Genomic DNA, 22,290 nt, shown 5'->3' with positions numbered 1-22,290 from the left:
TGGGAAGTCCTCAGGCGGCCGATTCGAGGGTGGCCGTGTCGTTGATGCCGGGGTGGCGATAGCCGCGGAAGCCGAAGTGGAAGACCACGAGATAGCAGAGCGCCGGAACGATGAATGCCGTCTGGATGCCGCGGACGTCGGAGAGATAGCCCATCACGGCGGGGAGGATCGCGCCGCCGACGATCGACATGACCAGCAGCGACGACCCGAACTTGGTGTGCGCGCCGAGGCCATCGAGCGCCAGGGCGAAGATGGTGGGGAACATGATCGAGTGGAAGAAGCCGATCAGGACCACCGCCCAGATCGCCATCGCCCCGGTCGTGGAAATCGCGGTGACGGCACAGGCCAGCGAGCCGGCCGCGAAGAAGGCAAGCATGCGCGGTGCCGGAATCGTCTGCATGATGGCCGAGCCGAGGAAGCGGCCGAGCATGAAGCCGAGGAGGTGGTACTTGAGGAAGCCGGCGGCGGCCCGCTCGGCGGTGCCGGGGACCACCTGCTGCGCGAAGCGGATGACGAACGAGGCGACGCCGACCTGCGCGCCGACGTAGCAGAACTGCGCGATCACGCCGCGCACCAGATTGCCGTGCGCCATGATGCTTCCCGTGGCCGGCGCTGCGGCGTGACCATCATGCGCCGCCTCGACCACGTCGGGAAGCTTGGTGCGCCAGATCAGGAAGGCCACGATGAGGAAGATGGCGGTGATCACCAGGTACGGCCCGCGCACCGCCTGCGACTCGGTGATCCGGTAGAGCTCGACCGCCTCGGGCCCCATCGCGGCGAGCTGCACCTGAGAGTACTCGACGCCGGAGAGGATGAAGGTCGCGCCGAGGATCGGTGTGACCAGCGCACCGACGGAGTTGAACGCTTGCGCGGTGTTGAGCCGGCGCGCGGCCGATTCCGGCGGCCCCAGCACCGTCACGTACGGGTTGGCGGCGACCTCGAGGAAGCACTGGCCACATGCCATCACGAAGAGCGCCAGCAGGAAGAAGGCATACTCCCGCGTCGCCGCCGCCGGGAGGAAGAGCAGTGTCCCCGTGGCGCAGATCATCAACCCGGTCAGGATGCCGCGCTTGTAGCCGACCCGCCGCATCAGCCATCCCGCCGGCAGCGCTGCGAGGAAGTAGCCGCCGAAGAACGCGGTCTGGATCAGCGACGACTGGAAGTCGGTGAGATCGAGCGCCTTCTTGAGGTGCGGAATCAGGATGTCATTGAGGTTGACGCCCAGCGCCCAGAGAAAGAAGAGCGAGGTGATCAACATCAGGGGAACGAGGAAGCGCCGTTCCGTGAGCGGTGCCGTGTGGCCGGTCATGGCAGTCCTGTGCGCAGGGGGGTCGAGCGGGAACCGCTCAGTGGATGGCGCGATCGAGATGGACGTAGCCGCCGTCCACGTGCAGTTGCTGGCCGGTGGTGTGGGCCGATTTCGAGGACAGCAGGAAGATGACCGTTGCCGCGATCTCCTCGGCCGTGGTCATCCGCTGTTCAAGTGGAATCTTCGTCACGATTCCGGCGAGCTTCGCCGCCGGATCGGGGTGCGTCGCGAGCCACTGTTCGTACAGCGGCGTCATCACCTCGGCGGGCACCACGGCATTGACACGGATCCCGGCCGGCAGCAGCTCGACGGCCCATTCCCGCGTGAGCGCGAGGATCGCCCCCTTCGCGGCCGCATAGCCCGACGTCCCACCCTGGCCCGTAAGCGCCACCTTCGAGGCGATGTTGACGATGCACCCCCGCGATGCCGTGAGTGCCGGCAACGCATGGTGGGCCATGGCATAGTAGTGCGAGAGATTGCGCTCCAGCGAGGCAGCAAACGCTGCGGGCGATCCATTTGCCAGTCCCACCCCATCGTTCACCCCGGCATTGTTGACCAGCGCGTCGATCCGGCCGCAACGCACCATCACCGTCGCCACCACCTCGGCGCACGCCTCGGCCTCGTCGAGCGCAGCCGTGACGACCTCGACGGTGTGGCCGGTGCTCCGCAGTGCGGCGGCGAGCTCCGCGCCCGCGGCCGCGTCACGATCCACGATCACCGTGATCATCCCCTCGGCCGCCGCCGCGCGAACGATCGCCGCGCCGATCCCCTTGGCGCCGCCCGTTACCACCACGACCTTGCCGCCGAGTCCCAAATCCACTGGCTACCCCTCGAGACCGTAGAAGGTCGCGGCGTTGCCGCCGAAGATCGCACTCCGCTCATCCACGCTGAACCGCACCAGGTACTCCGCGATCACCTCGCGCACCTCGTGGTAGCTCCCGGCCAGCAGGCAGACCGGCCAATCCGAGCCCCACATCAGCCGATCGACGCCGAACGACTCCACCACGACGTCGAGGTATTGCCGCAACTGCGCAGGCTTCCAGGACCCCCAGTCGGCCTCGGTGATCAGCCCGGAGAGCTTGCAGTACACATTCTCGTGGAGCGCGAGTGCGCCAAGGTCACAGGCCCACGGCTCGAGCAGCCCCTCCTTGATCGGCGGCTTGGCCAGGTGATCGAGGACGAAGCGCTGGTCGGGCAGCATGGCGGCAAGCAGGGTGGCGGCGCGGAGCTGCCGAGGCACCAGCAAGAGATCGTAGGTCAGGCCGAGCGGCGTCAGGGCTCCGATGCCGCGCACCACGTCGGGCTGGAGCAGGAAGGCGTCATCCGGTTCGCCCTGGACCAGGTGGCGCACGCCACGAAAGCGCCGGTCGGCGGCAAAGTGCGCCAGGCGATCACCGACCTGCGGCGAGCGGAGATCCACCCATCCCACGACGCCGCGGATGAAGGGAAAGTCGCGGGCCAGATCGAGGAGAAACTGCGTCTCGCGTTCCGACTGGTCGGCCTGGACGGCCACGCAGCCGTCGATGCCATTGGCGGCGAGCAGCGGGCCGAGGTCGGCGGGGAGGAAGTCCTGGCGCAACACCGCCATGCCGTCGTTGATCCAGGCGTCACGCACCGGATCGTACTGCCAGAAGTGCTGGTGGGCATCGATTCTGAGCATCAGGCGCTCGGCGTCCCGGGGTAGGCCACGGCGCGCTGACTCGAGCTCCCGAGGCCGTCGATGCCGAGTTCGACCACGTCGCCAGGCTTGAGGTAGCGCGGCGGCTTGAAGCCGAGGCCGACCCCGGCGGGTGTGCCGGTTGAGATCACGTCGCCCGGCAGCAGCGTCATGAACTGCGAGAGGTAGGAGACGATCGTCGGGATGTTGAAGATCAGGTCGTTGGTGTTGCTGTCCTGCAGCGTCTCGCCATTGACCTTCAGCCAGAGGCGCAGCGCGTGAGGATCGGCGATCTCGTCGCGCGTGGCCAGGAAGGGCCCGAGCGGCGCGAAGGTGTCGCAGCTTTTCCCCTTGACCCACTGCCCGCCGCGCTCCATCTGATACTCGCGCTCGCTGTAATCGTTGTGGAGGACGAAGCCGGCCACGTGGCACATGGCGTCGACCTCGCTCACGTAGCGGGCGGTGCTCCCGATCACGACGGCGAGCTCCACCTCCCAGTCGGTCTTTTGCGAGCCGCGCGGAATCATCACCTCATCATTCGGACCACAGAGTGCCGTGGTGGCCTTGAGGAAGATGATCGGCTCGGTCGGCTCCGGCGCACCAATCTCCTTGGCATGCAGCCGGTAGTTCATTCCGATGCAGATGATCTTCGACGGCCGGGCCACGCAGGAACCGAGGCGCTCGCCGGGGTCGAAGCGTGGCGCGCTGGCGCCATGCGTCTCGAGCCAGGCGGCAAGCCGAGGGAGACCGCCGTGTCCGAAGAAGCGCTCGTCCCAATCCTCCCCAAGGGCGCTGCAATCGATGCGGCTGCCATCGGCGGCGAGGACACCGGGCCGCTCCTCACCTGGCAGGCCCACGCGAATCAACTTCATGCTGGCACTCCGAAGCTCAACTGTTGAGGCGGATGAAGCCGCCGTCGAGCGGATAGTCGCTGCCGGTGATGAACGACGCCTCGTCCGAACAGAGGAAGAGCGCCAGGTCGGCGACTTCCTCGGGGCGGCCCATCCGGCCGATCGGTTGCGTGGCCGCGAGCTTGGCGAACATCTCCGCCTCGCGGCCGGGATAGGTCCTCGCGAGGAAGCCGTCGACAAACGGGGTGTGCACTCGCGCAGGCGAAATCGCGTTGCACCGGATGCCGTGCTTGGCGTAGTCCTTCGCCACTGAGAGCGTCATCGACACGACCGCGCCCTTGGTCATCGAGTAGGCAAAGCGATCGGCAATGCCCACCGTCGCCGCCACCGAGGCGATGTTGACGATCGCTCCCTCGCCGGCGGCCTGCATCTCGTCGATCACGGCCTGCATGCAGAGGAAACTCCCCTTCACGTTGACCCGGAAGAGGCGGTCGAAGTCCTCCTCGGGGGTGTTGGCCAGGTTGCCGATATGCGCGACACCGGCCGAATTCACCAGTCGCTGCACCGGGCCGCGCTTGTGGATATCAGCGAAGACCCGCGCGACGTCGTCATGACTGCTGACGTCGCAGGGGTGCGCCCAGGCCGTCGCCCCACCGCTGACCAGCTCGTGGGCCGCGGATTGCACCGCCTCCGCCGAGATGTCGACCAGGTGGACATTCGCCCCGGCCGCGGCGAAGGTGCGCGCAATCGCGAGACCGATCCCGCTGCCCGCGCCGGTGACCACCGCCGTCTTGCCGTCGAGCCGAAACTTCGCCGCACTCACAGAGACACTCCGCGCTTCCAGGGAATGAAATCGTCCTGCCCCAGCTCCTCGGCACGCGTCAGCTGCCCGCTCGCCACGGCGATGATCAACTCGAGAATTTCCTCGCCCATCCCCGCGATGGTGGTGTCGCCGGAGAGAATGCGACCACAGTCGATGTCGATCAGGTCGGCCATTCGCGTAGCCAGTGCCGTGTTGGTGGCGAGCTTGACCACCGGGGCGATTGGGTTGCCGGTCGGCGTGCCGAGGCCGGTGGTGAAGAGCACCACGGTGGCCCCCGCGCCGACTTGCGCCGTGGTCGCTTCCACGTCGTTGCCCGGGGTGCAGAGAAGATTGAGCCCGGGGGTCGTGGCATACTCCGGGTAATCGAGAACGTCGGTCACGGGGGAACTACCGCCCTTCCGTGCCGCACCGGCGGACTTCATCGCATCGGTGATCAATCCGTCCTTGATGTTGCCGGGAGACGGATTCATGTCGAACCCGGAGCCCACGGCCTGTGCGCGCGCGTTGTAGGCGCTCATCAAGTGCATGAACCGCTCGGCGTGGCGCGGTTCGGTGCAGCGGTCGATCAACTCCTGCTCCACGCCGCAGAGTTCCGGGAACTCGGCGAGCAGTGTCGTGCCGCCGAGTGCGGCGAGCAGGTCGGCCGCATGGCCCACCGCCGGATTCGCGGTGATGCCGGAGAAGCCGTCGGAGCCACCGCACTTGAGGCCGACGGTGAGCTTCGAGAGCGGCGCCTGCGATCGGATGACCTGATCCGCTTCCACCAGGCCGTAGAAGGTCTGCTCGATCGCGGCGGTGAGCATCGCCAGCTCGGATGCCTGCCCCTGCTGCTCGAAGAAGAAAAGCGGCTTGTCGAAATGGGGGGTCCGCTTGGCGATCTCTTCGCGGAGGAGGTCACCCTGCGCGTGCTGGCAGCCCAGCGAGAGCACCGTCGCGCCGGCGACATTCGGATGGTGCAGGTACCCGGCGAGCAGTCCGCAGAGATTGCGCGAGTCCTCGCGCGTGCCGCCGCAGCCACCCGAGTGGGTGAGGAACTTGATGCCGTCGATGTTGCCGAAGACGCGCCCCGACTGGCGCACCCGGCCCTGGGTGTTGCCGCGGCCGCCCTCGCCGTGGCGTTCGAGGAGCGCGCGGACCTGCTGGCGGTAGATGTCGGGCGGGGAGAAGCCGAGCTCCTCCTCGAATGCCTGGCGGATCATGTTGACGTTGCGATTCTCGCAGAACACCAGTGGGATCACCAGCCAGTGATTGCGGGTCCCCACCTGGCCGTCCGCGCGGTGATAGCCAAGGAAGGTCCGCTGCCGCCACGCGGTCACGTCGGGCGGCGTGTAGGGACGCGCGCCCGTTGCTGCGTGCATCTCGGCGGCCGCGTGGCGCACGTTGCCGGTGGTGATCGCCTCGCCGGCGGCGATCGGAGCCACCGCCTTGCCCACGAGGATGCCGTACATGACGATCGGGTCGCCGACGGCGCGCGCGGTGGTGGTGAACTTGTGCTTGGGGGAGACCTGCGTGGTGAGGACCAGTTCGCCGTCGGCGTGACGCACGTGGTCCCCGGCGGCGAGGGGCACGAGCGCCACGAGGACGTTGTCGTCGGGATGGACCCGCAGGACGCGATCGGGCATGAACTTCCGGCTTGGGGAATGCCCGGATGCTAATCCGTCCGGCGGTCCGACGCTATATGTGCATCACGCGTCGGCGCTATCGCCTGCCCCGAGTGGCGTGCGGCGGATGGCGGCACGGAATGCCGGATGCCGATTCCAGAGATAGGCACCCATCGCCAGGGCGGCAGCGACGTTGGCGGCGAGCACACCCCAGAGCGGAAAGAGGCCACGGGTCACCTCCGAAGCCACGGCCAGCACGCCATAGAACGCAAAGAGAAAGGCGACGAGCAGTTGCAGCACGCCGTAGCGCGCCACCGATGACCGCTCCGACAGGTGCACCATCCGCGCGAGGAAGAGCCCGAAGAGGCCGAAGGCGATCAGGTGGACCACCGTGTAGGCCGCGATGGCCATGCCGACCGGCACGGTCAGATTGGGCGTCCCGTTCCGCAGCACGAGCACCTCGCCGAGGATGCTCGGCGTCAGGAGCGGCGTACCGTTGACGGTGTCGAGGAGCAGGTAGAACGCGGCGACGATGACGGCGCCGATGACGCCAGTGGTGATTCCTTCACGCGGTCCGAGGTGGGTCATGGGGGGGCTCCATGGTGGGGGGACGCGTCGCACGTGGCGGCCAGCGAGGGGACTACCTCACGGCAGCGAGTCCGGCGCGCCTTCGCCGAAGAGGAACTGCTCCATGTTGCGGAGCAGGAACTCCTTCGCCTTTGGCTGGTGCGGAATGAGGGCGTAGTGGTTGATCAGCTGCTGCTGGGTCTTGAGCCATTCGGCCCAGCAATTCCGGCAGATCGTGGTGTAGACGCGCTCGCCGAGTTCGTTGGGGAAGGGCTTGAAGGCCTGGGATTCCCCGGAGGTGCCGCAGCGGACGCAGGAGATGGTTGCCATCCCGGAATATAAAGCCGAGTGGCGTGGTCGGACATGAGACGCCCGGCTATTCGGCCGGGGTGGTCCCCTTGGCGAGGAGGCGTTCGGTGAAATCGAGCCGTTCATGCACTTCGCTGAGCTCGGCGCGGAGGCCATCGACTTCGGCCCGGAGGTCCTCGATGGCGGCCAGGCCCCCGTCGACCATCTCGCCGGCGCGCAGTCTCGCCTCTTCCAGTCGCGTCTTCGCGAGCTTGGTGACCATCGAATGGATGATCCCCATGATGGGGATCGCGAAGATCATGAGCGGGACCAGGTCGTGCATCGGGCCTCCAGGGTCAGGGGTGGGTCAGTCGCCGGAACGGATCGCCTTGACGCCACTGGCAGTGCCCATCGCGGTGGCAGCCCCGGCAATCAGCGCTGTCCCGCCGCCCACGATCGGGAGGAGCGCCACGACGGGGGCGGCGATGAGCGCGACGGCACCGCCGGCGAGCCAGGGGGCGAGCGGATGGCGGACGGCGTCGACGAAGCGGAGCCGGCTGCGGACGTACTCGCGGGTGAAGCCGAACGCGGTCAGGGCCACGAAGCCGGTGATGGCCAGACCGATGATGCCGCCGATGAATCCGAACATGAAGCCCTCCAAGGGGGTGACCTGTTTCAGTACGCAACAGGCCCCGGGAAGATTCAGGGGCGAGAGGATCCGAAATACGGCGCGCTCTTGAACCGCACCAGGCAGGGCTCGTCGTCGCAGGTGTGCAGGAAATGCCGCCCTTTCGGTTGAGGCCAGCCGGCAGGGGTTGGGGCAACCCGGCCGGCCCGTAGAACGGCCGAACCCCACCACCTCCCCGGTATTCGCGGGCCTCCGATCGTGCTCCGACTGGCGTACCGCGGGCGGACTTGGCCCTTGCTCGGATCGAACGGATGATCGGACTGGTGACCTGCCGCAGCAACTTTCCGGTCAGTGAATACTCAGACACGGTGTTCGGCAAACCGCGCGCGTGCAGGAAGGTGCGCCGCGCGGTCATGGAAACAGGACCGGCCGGGAGCATCGATCCTTGCTCCGGGTCGGTGATGTCCGGGAGCGTACCGAACGACCGGAGGTACGCAATGCTGTCGCCGACGAATGCGAACAGGTGAATCGCCGCAAGACTCAGGACACCGCGTTGGTGGAAGGTCCCCGAGATCGCGAACGTGTCAGGCGAGATCGCAATCACGGCGCCGGGTTGTCCGAAGGAGCCCGGCAGGCGCGCCTGGCGAAGGAACTTGCCGTCGGCGCCGATCTGGTGCAGCTGGATCCCGTGTCCAATCACGGTCACCACGTTGTTCGCCGCGATCCCCAACCGGTAGATCGAGGTCCACTCGCCGGGCCCCTCGCCTTTGCGCCCGAACGACCAGAGCGGCGAGCCATCCGCGCCCACGCAGTGCAGCTTCAGTTCGATGTCATCAAGCGTACAGGTTCGCCCGTCGCTCCCGATGGCTCCCGCGATGATCCGCGAAAACTCCAACTGGGGTGCGATCCGCTCCACCGCCGGGGGCGTGAAGGTCGTGGCCTGCGCTCGCGCCACGAACGGCAGACAGACGCAAAGGACTGCGCACCGCACAATGGCGTGACGACGTGCCAGGAAGGCTCCAGAGGGGTTCTCTCAGCATACCCGCCACCCGTGCCACGCGGCAGGGGTGGCGGTTTGGCGGCCTCAGGGCAGTGTCCGTGGATCAGTACCGAATCAGCGCACTCCCCCACAGAAAACCCGACCCGAACGCCGTGATCGCCAGCAGGTCGCCGCGCTTCAGGAGCCCTTGCTCCAGCGCCTCGTCGAGCGCGATCGGAATCGTCGCGCTGGTGGTGTTGCCGTAGCGCTGGATGTTGTTGTAGACCTGGTCATCGCGGAGGCCGAGGCGCTTCTGGACCATCTCGGAGATGCGCAGGTTGGCCTGATGCGGAATCAGCAGCGCGAGATCCTCCGCGCGCTTGTCGCCCTTCTCGAGCACGGCACCGACGGACTCCGGCATCCGCGTGGTGGCGTGCCGAAAGACCTCCTTGCCGTCCATGTCGAGGAAGCCCTTCCCCTCGGCGATATGCTCGGCCTGGTTCCGCGGGTGATAGATGCTCCCTGGCGTGTCGACCCAGAGCAGCCCGGCATGTTCGCCTTCGGAGTGCAGGTCCCAGGCGAGGATCCCCGAGCCCGCGGCTTCGTCGCACGCCTGCACGATCGCGACGCCCGCTCCATCGGCGAAGATCACCGCCGTGTTGCGGCCCCGGTCGGTCACGTCCATCCCGGTGCTCTGCAACTCCGACCCGACCACCAGCACCGTGCGGTACATCCCGCTCTTGATATAGGCGTCGGCGATCGAGAGGCCGTAGACGAAGCCGCTGCACTGGGTGCGGATGTCGATGGCCGGGATGGTGCCGATGCCGAGGGCCTGCTGGAGATAGACGCCGTTGCCGGGGGCGAAGTGGTCCGAGGTGGAGGTGGCGTAGACGATCGCATCGAGTTCGGACGCCTCCATCCCCGCCTTGGCCAGCGCCCGCTGGGTCGCGAGGAGCGAGAAGCCGGTGGCGGAGTCGCCCTCGACCGCCCAGTGACGTTGCTGGATGCCGGTGCGTTGGCGGATCCACTCGTCGGTGGTGTCCATCAGCTTGCTGAGGTCGTCGTTGGTGACGACGCGCTCGGGGACGGCGCGGCCGGTGGCGACAATGCGGGTGTTGGGCATCCTGAATATTAGCGTAGCGCGCACGGGTGGGTACGTATGGGCGCAGCATGCTGCGCCCGTACGGTCCCGCGCGCCCTACGCGCATCCCGGCGTCCCGTTGATATTGATGTCATGCACCTCGTCATCCCCGCCGCCGAACACCTCGAGAGTTACCGCGATGCCCTGGCCCGCGGCTGGTCGCCCGATACCAGGCGCCCGGAAGCGGCCGCGGAGGAGCTGGCGCGCGTCAACGAGGACGCCGCCCGCTTCCTGGCCGAGCAGGACGACATGACCGCCAGCGGTCCGCCGATCCATCTCCCCGATGGCACCGCAGTGCCCCGGCTGCCGGGGTATCGCCGCTGGCTGTGGGACGGCGCATTCGCCGGTGTGATCTCCTTCCGTTGGCAGCCCGGTGGCGAGTCGCTGCCGCCCTACTGCCTCGGCCACGTCGGCTATTCGGTGGTCCCGTGGCGCCAGGGGCGCGGCTACGCGACCAAGGCGCTGCGCCACTTTCTGGCCGACCTGCCGCCGCTCGGGATGCGCTACGTGGAACTGACCTGCAACACCGACAACGCCGCGTCGCGGCGGGTGATTGAGGTGAACGGCGGCGTCCTCGTGGAACAATTCTCCCCACCCAACGTCGTGGGTGGCGGCGAGAGCCTGCGGTTCAGGATCGCGTTGCCGCACTAGCCCCGCCCCAGCAGTCGTCTCCTTCTGCGAGTTGTCGTGACCTTCCCTCCGCTGCCGTGGCTGCTGGCGATCGCCGTGCTGATGCCGATTGTCGCATGGTTCTTTCAGCGGCGCCACCGCGAGAGATTGCTCGTCGGGTTGCGCGCGGCATGGGGCCGGGTGGGCCCGATCGACGCGCTCGATGACGATCGGGTGATGGAGGCGTGGCTCGAGTCGCGACGGACCGTGCCGCCCGAGACGGAACTGGACGAACGCACATGGGTCGACCTCGACCTCGATCGCGTCGTTGCGACGCTCGATCGCACCAACACCGGGCTCGGTCGGCAACGGTTGTACTGGCGGTTCCGGAGCGGTGCCTCGTGGATGGCGACGCCCGACCTCGAATCGCTAGTGCAGCGGCTCCGTGAGGACACCGCGCTGCGCGAAGCCATCGGGCTCCAGTTGCGCGGCGCGAGCAGCCACCTCGGCTACGGCCTCTGGCCCATCACGCGGCCCGAGCTCATCGTCGTCCGGTGGTGGTACTGGGCCTTCCCGATCCTCGCGCTGACGATGGCCGGCAGCATCGTGGGGATCGTGTTCGTCCCGAAGCTGGTGCTGCTGACGATGGCGCTGCTCCTGGTCAACATGCTCGTGCGGATGGGCACCGCGTGGCAGATCCCTGGCCTGCTGACACCCATGCGCCAGATCGAGCCGGTGATCGGCACCGCCGAACGCCTGATGGCAATCCCCGAACTCCGGGCGCTCGGCCGGAGTGACGAGGTGCGCGCGCTCCAGCCGTTGCGGCGGATTTCGGCCTGGGTGAGTCGCGATCCGGTGGCCACCGGCGAACTGATCGCGGCGCTCTGGGAATACCTGAACCTCCTCTTCATCCTCGATGCCAACGCCTTGCTCTTCGGGGCACGTCGACTCCGGCGCCTCGGTCCGGTGCTCGCCCGGGTCGCCTCGTGGGTCGGCGACGTCGACGTGGCGATGATGGTTGGGTCGCTCCGCGCCGAGCCACGCCCGTGGTGCATCCCGAGCGAGGGCGACGGCCCCACGACCGTCGTCGGGATGTGGCATCCGCTCGTCGCCGAGCCGGTAACCAATGACGTCACGCTGGTGCCTGGCCGCGGCGCGGTCATCACTGGTGCCAACATGTCGGGGAAGAGCACCTACCTGCGGACCATTGGAATCACCGCCGTGCTGGCGCACGCGCTCAACAGCTGCCCGGCCCGGTCATGGCATGGCGGCGCATTCCGGGTGCGGTCGTTGATTGGCCGGAACGACGACCTCGCCGCGGGGAAGAGCTACTATCAGGTTGAGGCCGATGGCGTGGTGGCGATGCTGCACGACGCCACAGCCTCGCAGCCGACGCTCTTCCTGCTCGACGAGCTACTTCGGGGCACCAACACGATCGAGCGTCTCGCCGCCGGCGAGGCAGTGCTGCGCGCCCTGCTCACGGCGCACGGCGTTGCCTCGCCACACGCGGTGATCGTGGCCACCCACGACGGTGAGCTGGTCTCGATGCTGGCAGACTGCTATGCGCCATTCCACTTCCGCGAGACGATCGGGCCGGAGGGACTCTCCTTCGACTACCACCGCCACGAGGGGCCCGCGAGCACGCGCACGGCGATCGCGCTGTTGGAGGCGACCGGCGCGCCGGCGGCGGTGGTGGAGGCGGCGCGGGCACGGGCGGAGGCGTTGGATGACCGAAGCGCGCAGGCGCAGCACCAATCGAGCGGTGCGTGAGCGTGCCTACTCGGCGCCTTCTGCTCCTGCAGCGTGTCGTACGCACCCTGCTGGCACTCGGCTTCATCGCGGCAGGTGTGCTGCACTTCCTGAAGCCCGAGCCCTACCTGGCCATCATGCCGCCGTGGCTGCCGGCGCACGCGCTGCTGGTGCAGGTCAGCGGCGTCGCCGAACTGGCGGGCGGCATCGGGCTCCTGCTGCCGAGGTGGCGCCGCGCCGCGGGCATCGGGGTGATCGTGCTGCTGATCGCCATCGTGCCCGCGAACGTCCAGATGCTGATGAACTATCAGGCGCGCGGTGCCCCATCCGGAGAGATCGTGCTGCTCTGGCTACGCCTGCCCCTGCAACTGGTGCTGATCTGGGCGGTGTGGCGGGTGTCGCGCAGCGAGGCCGTTCGATCCTAAGGTCGGCGACCGTACCGCGACGTAGATTCTCGCAGCAGCGTCCCCAACCAACCCAGTCGCCAATGGTGATCCCATGACCGCCCTCCGCAAGCTGCGCGCGATCCTCACCATGGGCGTGGTCTCCGGCGTCTTCTGGGGCGCGGCCTCGCTGCTCGGGTTCGCCGGCTACGAGCTGCTGATGCACGGCCGATTCGGGTTCAGCCTCTTCCTCTTCCTGCCGACGATGGCGATCGGTTTCGTCGGCGGCATCCTCTACGCATCGGCGCTCGCACTCCTGCCACCACGCGACGACACGCACGACGTCAGCCCGTGGCGCTCGGCGCTTCTCGGCGCGCTCGGTGGCGTCGTGGTGATGGCGCTCATCCTCCTTTTCCTGGTGCGCGCGCGGCTGGATGCCAACCTCCTCGGGAATGTCGTGATTCCGATCTCCGTTTTTGGCCTCCTCGGCGCCGGCACCGGCTACGCCATCTCCGGCACGGCAAAGCGCGGGGCACTGCCGAAGGGCGAGGAACCGCAGCCCGAAGACCACCACCTCGCATCGTAGGGCGGGCGGCCCCCCGCCGATCACTCCGCCCGCATCGCCAGCATCGGATCAACGCGTGCGGCCCGGCGTGCCGGCACCAAGGTCGCGAGCAGCGCCGCGACGCCGAGCACGGCGGTCACCACACCGAACGTCACCGGGTCACGCGGGCTCACCCCGTAGAGCATCGAGGCGATCAATCGGGTGACGCCGGCGGCTCCGAGCAAACCGATGCCGAGGCCGACCGCGACCAGCACCCCTCCCTGTCGCATTACCATCACCACCACGTCCCGTGGCCGCGCTCCGAGCGCCATCCGCACGCCGATTTCGCGGGTGCGCTGGTTCACGAGGTAGGCGATCACGCCGTAGAGCCCGGTCACGGAGAGGATTAGCGCGACGGCCGCGAAGATGCCGAAGAGCCAGAGGTTGAGGCGCCGCGACGTGAGTGACGTGGCGATCACCTCGTCCATCGTCATCTCGTTGAACATCGCCTGCCCCGGATCGGCCTGTCGCAACAGGTCGCGGATCGCCGGTGTCAGTGTCGCAGGCTCCGACGCCGCCCGCACCACGAGCGTCACGTCCATCGGATTCGCACTGGCGCGCGCCGGCAAATGGATCTCGGGGAAGGGGGCGCGGTCGAGGCCGCCCTGTCGCACGTCCCCGACCACGCCGACGATGGTGTAGACCTCGGTCTCTCCGAGCGTGATCCGCCGGCCGATGGGATCTTCATTCGGAAATTCCTTCCGCGCCAAGGCCTGGTTGATCAAGGCGATGCTCGTCGTGTCCGCCATCTCCCGCGCAGTGAAGTCGCGCCCGGCGATGATCGGAATATCGAGTGCGCCGAACAGCCCGGGTGTCGTGTAGCGGAACTCGGCCAACGGTTCCTGTCCGCGCGCAGGGAGCGGATGCCCCGGGATCGTGTAGTTGCCGTTCGTGCCCGAGGACTGGATCGGGAGGCGCGAGATCATCCCCGCCGCGCGGACTCCGGGGAGCGTACGTACCTGCTCGAGGAACGGCATCGCAAAGTGCCCCTTCCCCGGGCCGGCGGTGTCCGGCAGCGTGAGATGCGCCGTGAGGACGTTGCTCGCGGAGAAGCCGGTCGGGGTCGCCTGCAGAAGCAGAAGTCCACGGAAGAGGAGTCCCGCCCCGGCCAGGAGGACGAGCGAGAGCGCCATCTCCGCGACGACGAGCGTGGTCCGGAGGCGCGCCTGCCCGCCCGTGCTGCCTCGCATCCCGCCCCGCGTCAGCGACCCGCGCACGTCGCCCCCCGTGGCCTGCAGCGCCGGCACCAGCCCGAAGATCACGGCCGAGCACGCCGCAATCCCCAGCAGGTAGAGGAAGACGCGCCCATCGATCGCGAGATCGGAGGAGCGCGGCAGCGCACGCGCGACCATCGGCTGCAAGGCGCGGAGGCCGAACCAGGCCATCGTGCCGCCGAGCACAGCGCCGCCGACCGAGAGCAGCAATGCCTCGATCAGGAACTGACGAATCAGGCGGCCCCGCGAAGCGCCGAGGGCGAGGCGGACCGCAACTTCCTGTTGCCGCGAGGCGGCGCGAGCCAGCATGAGGTTCGCGACGTTCGCGCACGCGATCAGGAGGACGAGGCCGACAGCGCCGAGAAGGATCAGAAGCGTGGACTTGCTGCCGCCGACGGCATCCTCGATCACCGGTCGCACCATCGCCGAGCGACTCGGGTCCTGCTCGGGATGCTCGCGCTTGATGGCCTCCGCGATAGAAGCGAGATCGGCACCAGCCGCGGCGGCGGTGACGCCGGGACGCAGCCGGCCCGTCACGGCGAGATAGTGACTGCCGCGCGCGGCGGCGCGTTCCGGGGTGAGCGTGAGCGGCAGCCATACCTGTGTGCGTGCGCTCGCCGCCGCGGGCATGATGCCGATGATGGTGCGCTCGCGACCGCCGATGTTGAGCGTCTTGCCAACGATCGCAGGGTCGGCCCCGAAGCGCGTGCGCCAGAGGCGCTCGTTCACCACCGCCACCTCCGGGGCGGTGGTCGCCGCGTCCTCGGCGGCAAACCCGCGACCACGGAGCGGCGTCAGGCCCATGGTGGTGAAGTAGTTCGGGGTCACGTCGAGGGTGAGGAGTCGTTCGGTCTTTTCGCTCCCGCGCAGCGTCGTGCTGCCGGCTTGATACGCCGCCAACGAGACGAAGCTGCGATTGCGGTCGCGCCAGTCCTCGTAGTTCGGGAACGACACGCTCCCCCACCCGTTGCCACCCGAGAGGAAGAACGTCTCGTAGGCATTGAGCAGGCGATCGGGTTCCCGATACGGCAGCGGCTTCAGCAAGACGGTGTTGACGATCGAGAAGATCGCCGCGTTGGCGCCGATCCCGAGACCCAGGCAGAGGAGCACGACCAGGGCGAATCCGGGCGCGCGACGCAGCGTGCGAATGGCGAATCGGAGATCGCGGCGAAGGTCATCGAACCAGGTCAGACCCTCGGCGTCGCGCACCGTCTCCTTCGTGAAGGCCATGCCGCCAAACTCCCGCTCGGCCAGGCGCCGAGCCATGTCAGGGTCCATGCCGTGGGCGATGTGCTTCGCCGTCTGCATCTCGAGGTGAAAGCGCAGTTCGTCGTCGAGGTCCTGCTCGAAGCGGGTGCGGCCGAGCAGGTGCCGGAGCGGGCCGAGTCGGGGAGGCCAGGGCATCGCGATCAACCGGGCTGAAGGACCAGCTGCACCGCCCTCGCGAACTGGGTCCAGGTGCGGGTCTCGCGCGCGAGCTGCCGCCGGCCGTCTGGGGTGAGTCGGTAGAACTTGGCGCGGCGATTGTTGGTGGAGGTGCCCCAGCTCGAGTCGATCCACCCCATCGCCTCGAGGCGGTGAAGCGCCGGATAGAGCGATCCCTGGTTCACGGTGAGCACCTCGCGCGAACGCCCCTCGATCTGCTGCGCGACACCCCAGCCGTGATCGGGCCCTCGGCTCAACGTCTTGAGGATCAGGAGGGCGAGGGTGCCCTGCAGCAGGTCAGCAGCGGATTCGGGCACGGCGGATGGTCCCCCGGTGAGGTGATCTCTTGTAGACAGCCGAGGGGAGCAAAGGGTTGCAGGGGGGGTCAACGGAGATACCAGCGGACCACGTCGGTGAGGACCTCCGACCAGCCATCCCTCAGCGCCGCCGGTATCGCGAAGCTGTGATCGGCCCCGGCGATCAGCCTGGCCGTGGGCCGCCGGCCGGCCACGACCAGTTCCGCCAGCAGCGCCTCGAAGGACGCCCTGCTGACGGCCTGATCGACCTCGCCCTGCGCCATGAAGACCGCCGCGTCCGTCGCGCGGAGTGCCGCGATCGGGGAATCGCGGAGGAAGGAGGCCCAGCGACGGAACGGATGCCCAAAGAAGTCTCGCGTTGCCGATTCGGGATCGCCACGGATCGAATCCCACTGCGCGAGCACGTAGGCCACTCGGTCTGCGGAATCCGGCGAGACCTCGGCGAAGAACCTCCCCGCCCGCGCCATTTGCAGCAGGTCGAAGAGCTGGGTCGGTCCGCCACCGGCAAGCAGCGCCACGTGGGAGACCTGGGGCAGGCGTGCCGCCACGCGCGCGGCCACGAGTCCACCCTCCGAGTGGCCGATCACGAGCAGGCGCGTGGTGTCCACCCAGGGAAGTCGCCGAGCCGCGAGCACCGCAGCCGAGACCGCCTCGACCCACCGATCGAGCGTGTGCTCGCGCCGGAAGGCCGGGGAGGGAGGACCGTCACCGGCGTCCAGTCGCTCGACTCCCGGCTTTTCCACGATCACGACCCGCGCCCGATCGCCGACAACATCAACCAGGGTGCCATGACCGTTGGCGGGAATGATCCGACCTCCCGCCTGTCGGAAGAGCGACTGGTGCCCGGATCCATGGATATAGACGATCAGTGGCCGTGGGGAGGCTGCCCGAGGCTCCGAGAGATACCACGCGATCTTGCGCCCCAAGACATCCTCGACCTCATAGGCGAGGTATGGCTGCGACGGCACCCGACCCCGGGCGATCGCGGCGGGGCTGGCCTGCGCGTGGCTCGCGACCGGAATGGCCAGCAACGCGGCGATCAGCAGCAGGGTCCGGTGCATTGCCGGATGATGCCGCCTGCGGCGAGGGCGTCGCAGGGGGATGTCAGGGAGTCGGCAGGTGGCCACGCAGGCCCGTCGGTCGACCGGAAGGCGCGGCCAGTGTCCCACGGTGCAACTGCAGCCCACCCCCGTGGCACGCCCCCTGCCTTTCTGGTGGCGGGGTGGCGACTCGTCGCCCCCCATGGAGGTATAGCTTACGAATGGGCTGCCGGTCCGGATCGGCTGTCCTGCGGGGATCGCGCAAGCGGCCCTGCCTTCCGTCCCCCACGGAGGTGCGCATGTCCGGTGCTGCCGACTCGACAGTCCCGCTCGATTTTCGACTGCTCTTCGAGGCCCTGCCAGGCGCCTACCTGGTACTCGCGCCCGACTACCAGATCGTCGGTGCGAGCGACGAGTACCTCCGCGCGACGATGACGACGCGGTCGATGCTGCTCGGCCGAAATATCTTCGACGCCTTCCCCGACAATCCCGACGACCCCGACGCGAACGGCGTGAGCCAGTTGCGTGCCTCGCTCGACCGCGTCGTCGCGGCGCGGGTTCCCGACGCGATGGCGGTCCAGAAGTACGACATTCGCCGACCGGAGGAGCAGGGCGGCGGCTTCGAAGAACGCCACTGGAGTCCGATCAACATCCCCGTGGTCACGGCCGACGGCACGCTGGCGTGGATCGTCCATCGCGTCGAGGACGTCACCGAATTCGTGGTGCTGCGTCGGCGCGGCCAGGAGATGGAAGCGGAGATCTACCGCCGTGCACAGGAGATCCAATCGGCGAACGAGCAGTTGCGGCAGGCGAAGACTGCGCTGGAGCGACAGGTGGCCGATCGCACCACGGAGCTCGCCTCGGCAAATGCCGCGCTCCGCCAGGAGATGGAACAGACCGCCTCGCTCGAGGAACAGGTGCGGCAGGCCCAGAAGCTCGAAGCGGTCGGTCGGCTCGCTGGTGGCGTGGCGCACGACTTCAACAACCTGCTTACGATCATCACCGGGTACGCCGAGATCCTGCTCGATGTGGTGCCGAGGGAGCATCCCGACCACGAATTCGTCGTCGAGATCGGCACCGCCGCAGCGCGCGCCGCCACGCTGACGCGCCAACTGCTGGCATTCAGCCGCCAGCAGGTGCTCGAGCCGAAGGTGCTCGATCTCAATGGCATCGTGCGACACACCGACAAGATGCTCTCGCGGCTGATCGGCGAGGACATCCTTCTCTCGCTTTCGCTCACCGAGGGGCTCGGCCGGGTGAAGGTCGATCCCGGGCAAATCGAGCAGGTGCTGATGAACCTGGTGGTGAACGCCCGCGACGCGATGCCGCGGGGCGGCCGCCTGACGATCGAGACGGCGAACGTCGAGCTCGACACCGGCTACACGCAGTACCATCTCGAGGTCGAGGCCGGTCCGTACGTCATGCTGGCCGTCAGCGACACCGGCGTCGGAATGGACCCGGAGACGCGCCGACGGGTCTTCGAGCCGTTCTTCACCACCAAGCCGACGGGAATCGGCACCGGACTCGGCCTCTCGACGGTATTCGGAATCGTGAAGCAGAGCGGCGGCCACATTTACGTCTACAGCGAGCCCGAGCAGGGCTCGACCTTCAAGATCTACCTCCCCGTGGCGGCGGGCGAACCGGCGACTCGGGCCCCGATGCCGAAGCCACATGCGCCTCGCGGCACCGAGACCGTGCTTCTGGTCGAGGACGACGACGCGGTCCGCGCGGTGACGCGAATGGCGCTGCAGCGCTCCGGCTACACCGTGCTGGAGGCGAGCACGGGCCGCGAGGCGATCGCGCTCGCCGCCCGCCACCCGGGCAGCATCGACCTGCTCCTCTCCGACGTCGTGATGCCCGAAGTCGGTGGCCGAGAGGTCGCGGCGGCGGTGACCGCAGCACGGCCGGACACCAAGGTGCTGTACCTGTCCGGCTATACCGACGACGCGGTGGTGCGCCACGGGATCCTGCGCGCTGAGGTGGCGTTCCTGCAGAAGCCGTTCACGCCGGCGGCGCTCGCGAAGAAGGTCAGGCAGGTGTTGGGGGGGGAGGAGGAATGAGCAATCAACGGGGTGCAATGCGGCGTCCCCCAGCCGGGAGATGTCTCTGTACGGTTTGATCGGCAAGATGCTCGCCCACCATGGTCAGCGGGACGCGCTGATCGACATCCTCCTGGCTGACGTCGCGACGATGCCGGGGTGCCACAGCTACATCATCGCGCGCGACCCGACCGATGCCACTGCGATCTGGATCACCGAAGTTTGGGACTCGAAGGCATCGCACGCGGCCTCGCTGCAACTCCCGTCGGTGCAGCAGACGATCGCGCGCGGCCGGCCGATGATCGCCGGCTTCGGGGAGCGGTACGAGACGGAGCCGGTGGGATGGCATGGATTGCAGTGAGCAGGGTGGGTGGCGCGCCGTCACCAACTCCCCCGCTATAGCTTGCACGGCAACCCCTCGACGTACCCTCCCTTCCCCGGAGCGCCCATGCGTGCCACCGCCCTGCTGCTTGCCATTGCCCTCGTGGGCTGCGGAGCCGCAAGGGAGGCATCCCGTGGCGGTGGCATCCGCGACTCGGCTGGCGTCGAGATCGTCACCAGCACGACGCCCACATGGCGTGACGGCGAGGGGTGGCAGGTCGACACCGTACCGATGATGGTGCTCGGCGCCGACGGGCACGACCTGCAGCAGCAGTGGCGTTACGTGGACGACGCCGCACGTCTGACCGATGGCAGCGTCGCGGTCACTGCGGATGATCAGATCAGGCTCTTCGGGCCGGACGGGCGCTTTGTCCGGCGCATCCTCCCGCCACCTGCGAAGCAGGGGCGGATCTACGGCTTCACCCGGGTCCGCGCACTACCGAACAACGCGCTCCTCGCCAGTGATGGCATGGCCAACCAGTTCGAGATCACTCCGGAGGGCGCCCTCGTTGGCGAGCGGCATCTTGACCCGGCGCTGTACAAACGCTTCGGACCCTGGAGCGAGTGTGACCGGGGGCTGCTCCCCGACGGGTCGTGGTACGGCTGCACGGACGATCCGACGATTCCGCATTCGGCCACGAATCGCGCCGACGTCCCCGACGCGGGAGGCACGACCACCGCAGGGCCTGGTCTGCTCCGGCAATTGCGGCGCGTCTGGCTCCTCAACCCCGTGCTCGACACCGCGTATCCGCTCGGCCGTACCGCCGGACCCGAGTCGTTCGGCGTCAAGCTCGAATCGGGGCGGGCGATGTTCGTCACGCACCCGTTCCACGCGCGGTCATTCGTTGCCAGCGGCGGTGACCCGTTGCGCCTCGCGATCGCGGCGAACCCGGACTACCGCATCGAGCTCTGGTCGATGGACGGCAAACTCGCGCGGATCATCGAGCGGCACGGCGCGCGCCGCGCCCCGACGGCGGCGGAGGCCGCGCAGGCGCGAAGCGCGGTGGCGGGTCAGCTGAACTTCGCGGACCCCACGACACGTGACCGGCTCGCCGCGCAGGTGCCAACTCCCGACTCGCTCCCCGCGGTGGTCGGTCTCGCCGTCACGCCGACCGGGGAGTTGCTGGTGCAGCGCCCCGGCACCTTGGCCTCCGACCCCGCCTCCGTCTGGGATGTCTTCGGCGCGGACGGCCGCCTCCTCGGCAGCATCCGCCTCCCGGGCCACCCGCGGATACTCGCCGTCGGCACCGACTACCTGCTGGTACAGCGGTTGACTCCAAGCTATGACTGGCTTGTCGAGGTCTATCGATTGAAGCGGTAATATTGGATGACTCTCCCCTGAGGCCCCGATGACCCTGCAGGAAGCACTCGACACGCTCAAGTCGCTCGGCAACGAGAGCGTTCGCGTCCACAACCGGAAGTTCGGCGCCGGCGACAACCAGTACGGCGTCAAGCTCGGCGACATCCGCAAGCTCGCCGCGACCATGAGGGCCGATCACCAGTCGGCGATGGACCTCTGGGACAGCGGCATCATCGATGCGCAGCTGCTCGCCGTGCTCCTCATCAAGCCGAAGAAGCTGTCGCTCGACGAGCTCGACCGGATCGTCCGCACCGCGACTTTCTCGCAGGTGGCCGACTGGGTCAACAACTACCTCGTCAAGGAGCACCCCGAGAAGGAGACACTGCGCGTGCGGTGGATGGCCGACCAGGACCCGTGGGCCGCGCGCGCCGGCTGGGGGTTGACGTCAGGCCGCGTCGCGCGGACCCCCGAGGGGATCGACCTTTCTGCGCTGCTGGACCGGATCGAGGCCGAGATGCCGACGGCCCCCGCGCCGACGCAGTGGACGATGAACAGCTGTCTCGCGAACATCGGCATCCACCACCCCGCGCTGCGGAAGCGTGCCCTCGCGATCGGCGAGGGGCTCGGCATCTATCGCGACTACCCGGTCTCGAAAGGGTGCACATCGCCGTTCGCGCCGATATGGATCAACGAGATGGTGCGGAGGCAGGGGTAGCCTCGGGTCGGTGTCCAAGGGGAGCCGTAGGAAGGGGGAGAGACGAACTTGAGAGCCCCTTCCGGATAGCCCACTCCGCCACCACGATGTTGATCACCCAGCCGAGCCCCATCATCACCGCTCGCGGGCCCTCGGTCGGCTGTCCGACCAGCAGGAACCATGGCAGGTGCGTAAGGACCTGCGTCCCGGCGCCCATCCCTATTGCGTAGGCACGCGTCATCCACTCGCCATGTTCGGCGAAGCGCCGCCGCCGGATCGCGTCGAGGCTTAGTACCACCGATCCCAGCATGGCGGTACCAACGAGGAGGCGCATCGCGTAGAGTGCCACGCCGTCTCCGGCGGGCCAGGGATAGCGGAGCGTCATCCAGAGCCCGGTCACCGCGACGACCAGCGCGAGCGGGAGCAGCAGCCGCCCCGCGACCCGATGCCAACGCGGCGCGCGGCGGCGCAGCCCCGCCGAGAACTGGAACGCGCCGACCATCCCGAAGGGCACCGCCGCCAGCACATGCAACAGCACTGGCAGCGGCATCGCCATGAATCGGGCATTCGCCTCCGTGATCGGTCCGCCGCGCGCCAGGTCGACCACCCGCACGCCGCCCGCCACCGACGGGACCAGCGCCAGCAGGAGGAGCAGCGACGGCACCAGCCAGTCGCCTCGGCGCGCAGTGAT

Annotated in this window: 23 protein-coding genes; 8 read left to right on the top strand and 15 right to left on the bottom strand. The window is 68.2% G+C overall.

From position 1 onward, the window contains the following. Positions 1–10 precede the first annotated feature (10 nt). From fucP to IPP98_10590, 11 genes are all read right to left on the bottom strand, one after another. Entirely contained in the window at positions 11–1,309 is a 1,299-nt protein-coding gene (gene fucP, locus IPP98_10640; GenBank protein MBL0179566.1) for an L-fucose:H+ symporter permease, read from the bottom strand. Between the two features lie 37 nt (positions 1,310–1,346). Continuing rightward, a complete protein-coding gene (locus IPP98_10635; GenBank protein ID MBL0179565.1) occupies positions 1,347–2,129 on the bottom strand; it encodes an SDR family oxidoreductase in 783 nt (260 codons plus the stop codon). A gap of 3 nt (positions 2,130–2,132) precedes the next feature. Then, on the bottom strand, positions 2,133–2,969 hold the full coding sequence (locus tag IPP98_10630; protein MBL0179564.1) for an amidohydrolase family protein: 837 nt from the start codon (positions 2,967–2,969) through the stop codon (positions 2,133–2,135). Next, entirely contained in the window at positions 2,969–3,838 is an 870-nt protein-coding gene (locus IPP98_10625) for a fumarylacetoacetate hydrolase family protein (GenBank protein MBL0179563.1), read from the bottom strand. Before IPP98_10625 ends, IPP98_10630 begins: the two co-directional genes overlap by 1 nt. Positions 3,839–3,854: 16 nt before the next feature. Next, entirely contained in the window at positions 3,855–4,640 is a 786-nt protein-coding gene (locus IPP98_10620) for an SDR family oxidoreductase (protein MBL0179562.1), read from the bottom strand. Continuing rightward, complete coding sequence (locus IPP98_10615; protein ID MBL0179561.1) at positions 4,637–6,262, bottom strand: altronate dehydratase; 1,626 nt, start codon at positions 6,260–6,262, stop codon at positions 4,637–4,639. The genes IPP98_10620 and IPP98_10615 overlap by 4 nt, the downstream gene beginning before the upstream one ends. 63 nt (positions 6,263–6,325) lie before the next feature. After that, positions 6,326–6,829 (bottom strand): hypothetical protein, encoded by a 504-nt coding sequence (locus IPP98_10610; protein ID MBL0179560.1) that lies wholly within the window; start codon positions 6,827–6,829, stop codon positions 6,326–6,328. Positions 6,830–6,886: 57 nt separating this feature from the next. Next, positions 6,887–7,138: an oxidative damage protection protein gene (locus IPP98_10605; GenBank protein MBL0179559.1), complete on the bottom strand. Its 252-nt coding sequence runs from the start codon at positions 7,136–7,138 to the stop codon at positions 6,887–6,889. 46 nt (positions 7,139–7,184) lie between these two features. Further along, a complete protein-coding gene (locus tag IPP98_10600; GenBank protein ID MBL0179558.1) occupies positions 7,185–7,439 on the bottom strand; it encodes a hypothetical protein in 255 nt (84 codons plus the stop codon). Between the two features lie 24 nt (positions 7,440–7,463). Continuing rightward, positions 7,464–7,745 (bottom strand): hypothetical protein, encoded by a 282-nt coding sequence (locus IPP98_10595; protein ID MBL0179557.1) that lies wholly within the window; start codon positions 7,743–7,745, stop codon positions 7,464–7,466. A 1,082-nt stretch (positions 7,746–8,827) separates the two neighbouring features. Next, complete coding sequence (locus IPP98_10590; GenBank protein ID MBL0179556.1) at positions 8,828–9,826, bottom strand: ketoacyl-ACP synthase III; 999 nt, start codon at positions 9,824–9,826, stop codon at positions 8,828–8,830. A gap of 111 nt (positions 9,827–9,937) precedes the next feature. On the opposite strand from IPP98_10590, the gene IPP98_10585 reads away from it, so the two are divergent. From IPP98_10585 to IPP98_10570, 4 genes are all read left to right on the top strand, one after another. Continuing rightward, positions 9,938–10,495 carry a GNAT family N-acetyltransferase gene (locus tag IPP98_10585; GenBank protein ID MBL0179555.1) on the top strand — a complete coding sequence of 186 codons (558 nt, stop codon included), beginning with the start codon at positions 9,938–9,940 and terminating at the stop codon, positions 10,493–10,495. Between the two features lie 36 nt (positions 10,496–10,531). Beyond that, positions 10,532–12,223 carry a hypothetical protein gene (locus IPP98_10580; GenBank protein ID MBL0179554.1) on the top strand — a complete coding sequence of 564 codons (1,692 nt, stop codon included), beginning with the start codon at positions 10,532–10,534 and terminating at the stop codon, positions 12,221–12,223. Between the two features lie 26 nt (positions 12,224–12,249). Then, positions 12,250–12,627 (top strand): DoxX family protein, encoded by a 378-nt coding sequence (locus IPP98_10575; protein MBL0179553.1) that lies wholly within the window; start codon positions 12,250–12,252, stop codon positions 12,625–12,627. A 73-nt stretch (positions 12,628–12,700) separates the two neighbouring features. Beyond that, positions 12,701–13,171 carry a hypothetical protein gene (locus IPP98_10570; protein MBL0179552.1) on the top strand — a complete coding sequence of 157 codons (471 nt, stop codon included), beginning with the start codon at positions 12,701–12,703 and terminating at the stop codon, positions 13,169–13,171. A 20-nt stretch (positions 13,172–13,191) separates the two neighbouring features. On the opposite strand, the gene IPP98_10565 is transcribed toward IPP98_10570, so the two are convergent. The 3 genes from IPP98_10565 to IPP98_10555 all read right to left on the bottom strand — a co-directional run bounded on the left by IPP98_10565 (position 13,192) and on the right by IPP98_10555 (position 17,206). Beyond that, positions 13,192–15,633: an ABC transporter permease gene (locus IPP98_10565; protein ID MBL0179551.1), complete on the bottom strand. Its 2,442-nt coding sequence runs from the start codon at positions 15,631–15,633 to the stop codon at positions 13,192–13,194. 179 nt (positions 15,634–15,812) lie between these two features. After that, on the bottom strand, positions 15,813–16,145 hold the full coding sequence (locus tag IPP98_10560) for a PadR family transcriptional regulator (GenBank protein MBL0179550.1): 333 nt from the start codon (positions 16,143–16,145) through the stop codon (positions 15,813–15,815). 68 nt (positions 16,146–16,213) lie between these two features. Continuing rightward, positions 16,214–17,206 (bottom strand): alpha/beta fold hydrolase, encoded by a 993-nt coding sequence (locus IPP98_10555; protein ID MBL0179549.1) that lies wholly within the window; start codon positions 17,204–17,206, stop codon positions 16,214–16,216. Between the two features lie 548 nt (positions 17,207–17,754). Between IPP98_10555 and IPP98_10550 the strand changes: the two genes are divergently transcribed. From IPP98_10550 to IPP98_10535, 4 genes are all read left to right on the top strand, one after another. Next, positions 17,755–19,245, top strand: a complete 1,491-nt coding sequence (locus tag IPP98_10550; protein MBL0179548.1) for a response regulator — start codon at positions 17,755–17,757, stop codon at positions 19,243–19,245. A gap of 46 nt (positions 19,246–19,291) precedes the next feature. Then, positions 19,292–19,585 (top strand): antibiotic biosynthesis monooxygenase, encoded by a 294-nt coding sequence (locus IPP98_10545; GenBank protein MBL0179547.1) that lies wholly within the window; start codon positions 19,292–19,294, stop codon positions 19,583–19,585. An 87-nt stretch (positions 19,586–19,672) separates the two neighbouring features. After that, on the top strand, positions 19,673–20,926 hold the full coding sequence (locus tag IPP98_10540; GenBank protein MBL0179546.1) for a hypothetical protein: 1,254 nt from the start codon (positions 19,673–19,675) through the stop codon (positions 20,924–20,926). A gap of 28 nt (positions 20,927–20,954) precedes the next feature. Then, positions 20,955–21,620 carry a DNA alkylation repair protein gene (locus tag IPP98_10535; GenBank protein MBL0179545.1) on the top strand — a complete coding sequence of 222 codons (666 nt, stop codon included), beginning with the start codon at positions 20,955–20,957 and terminating at the stop codon, positions 21,618–21,620. Here IPP98_10535 and IPP98_10530 read toward each other — a convergent pair. Beyond that, positions 21,592–22,290 (bottom strand): DUF2306 domain-containing protein, encoded by a 699-nt coding sequence (locus IPP98_10530; GenBank protein MBL0179544.1) that lies wholly within the window; start codon positions 22,288–22,290, stop codon positions 21,592–21,594. The genes IPP98_10535 and IPP98_10530 overlap by 29 nt on opposite strands.

The sequence above is a fragment of the Gemmatimonadota bacterium genome (assembly GCA_016720805.1).
Classification (GTDB): Bacteria; Gemmatimonadota; Gemmatimonadetes; order Gemmatimonadales; family GWC2-71-9; genus Palsa-1233.
This window is presented reverse-complemented; position numbering and strand designations above follow the sequence as displayed.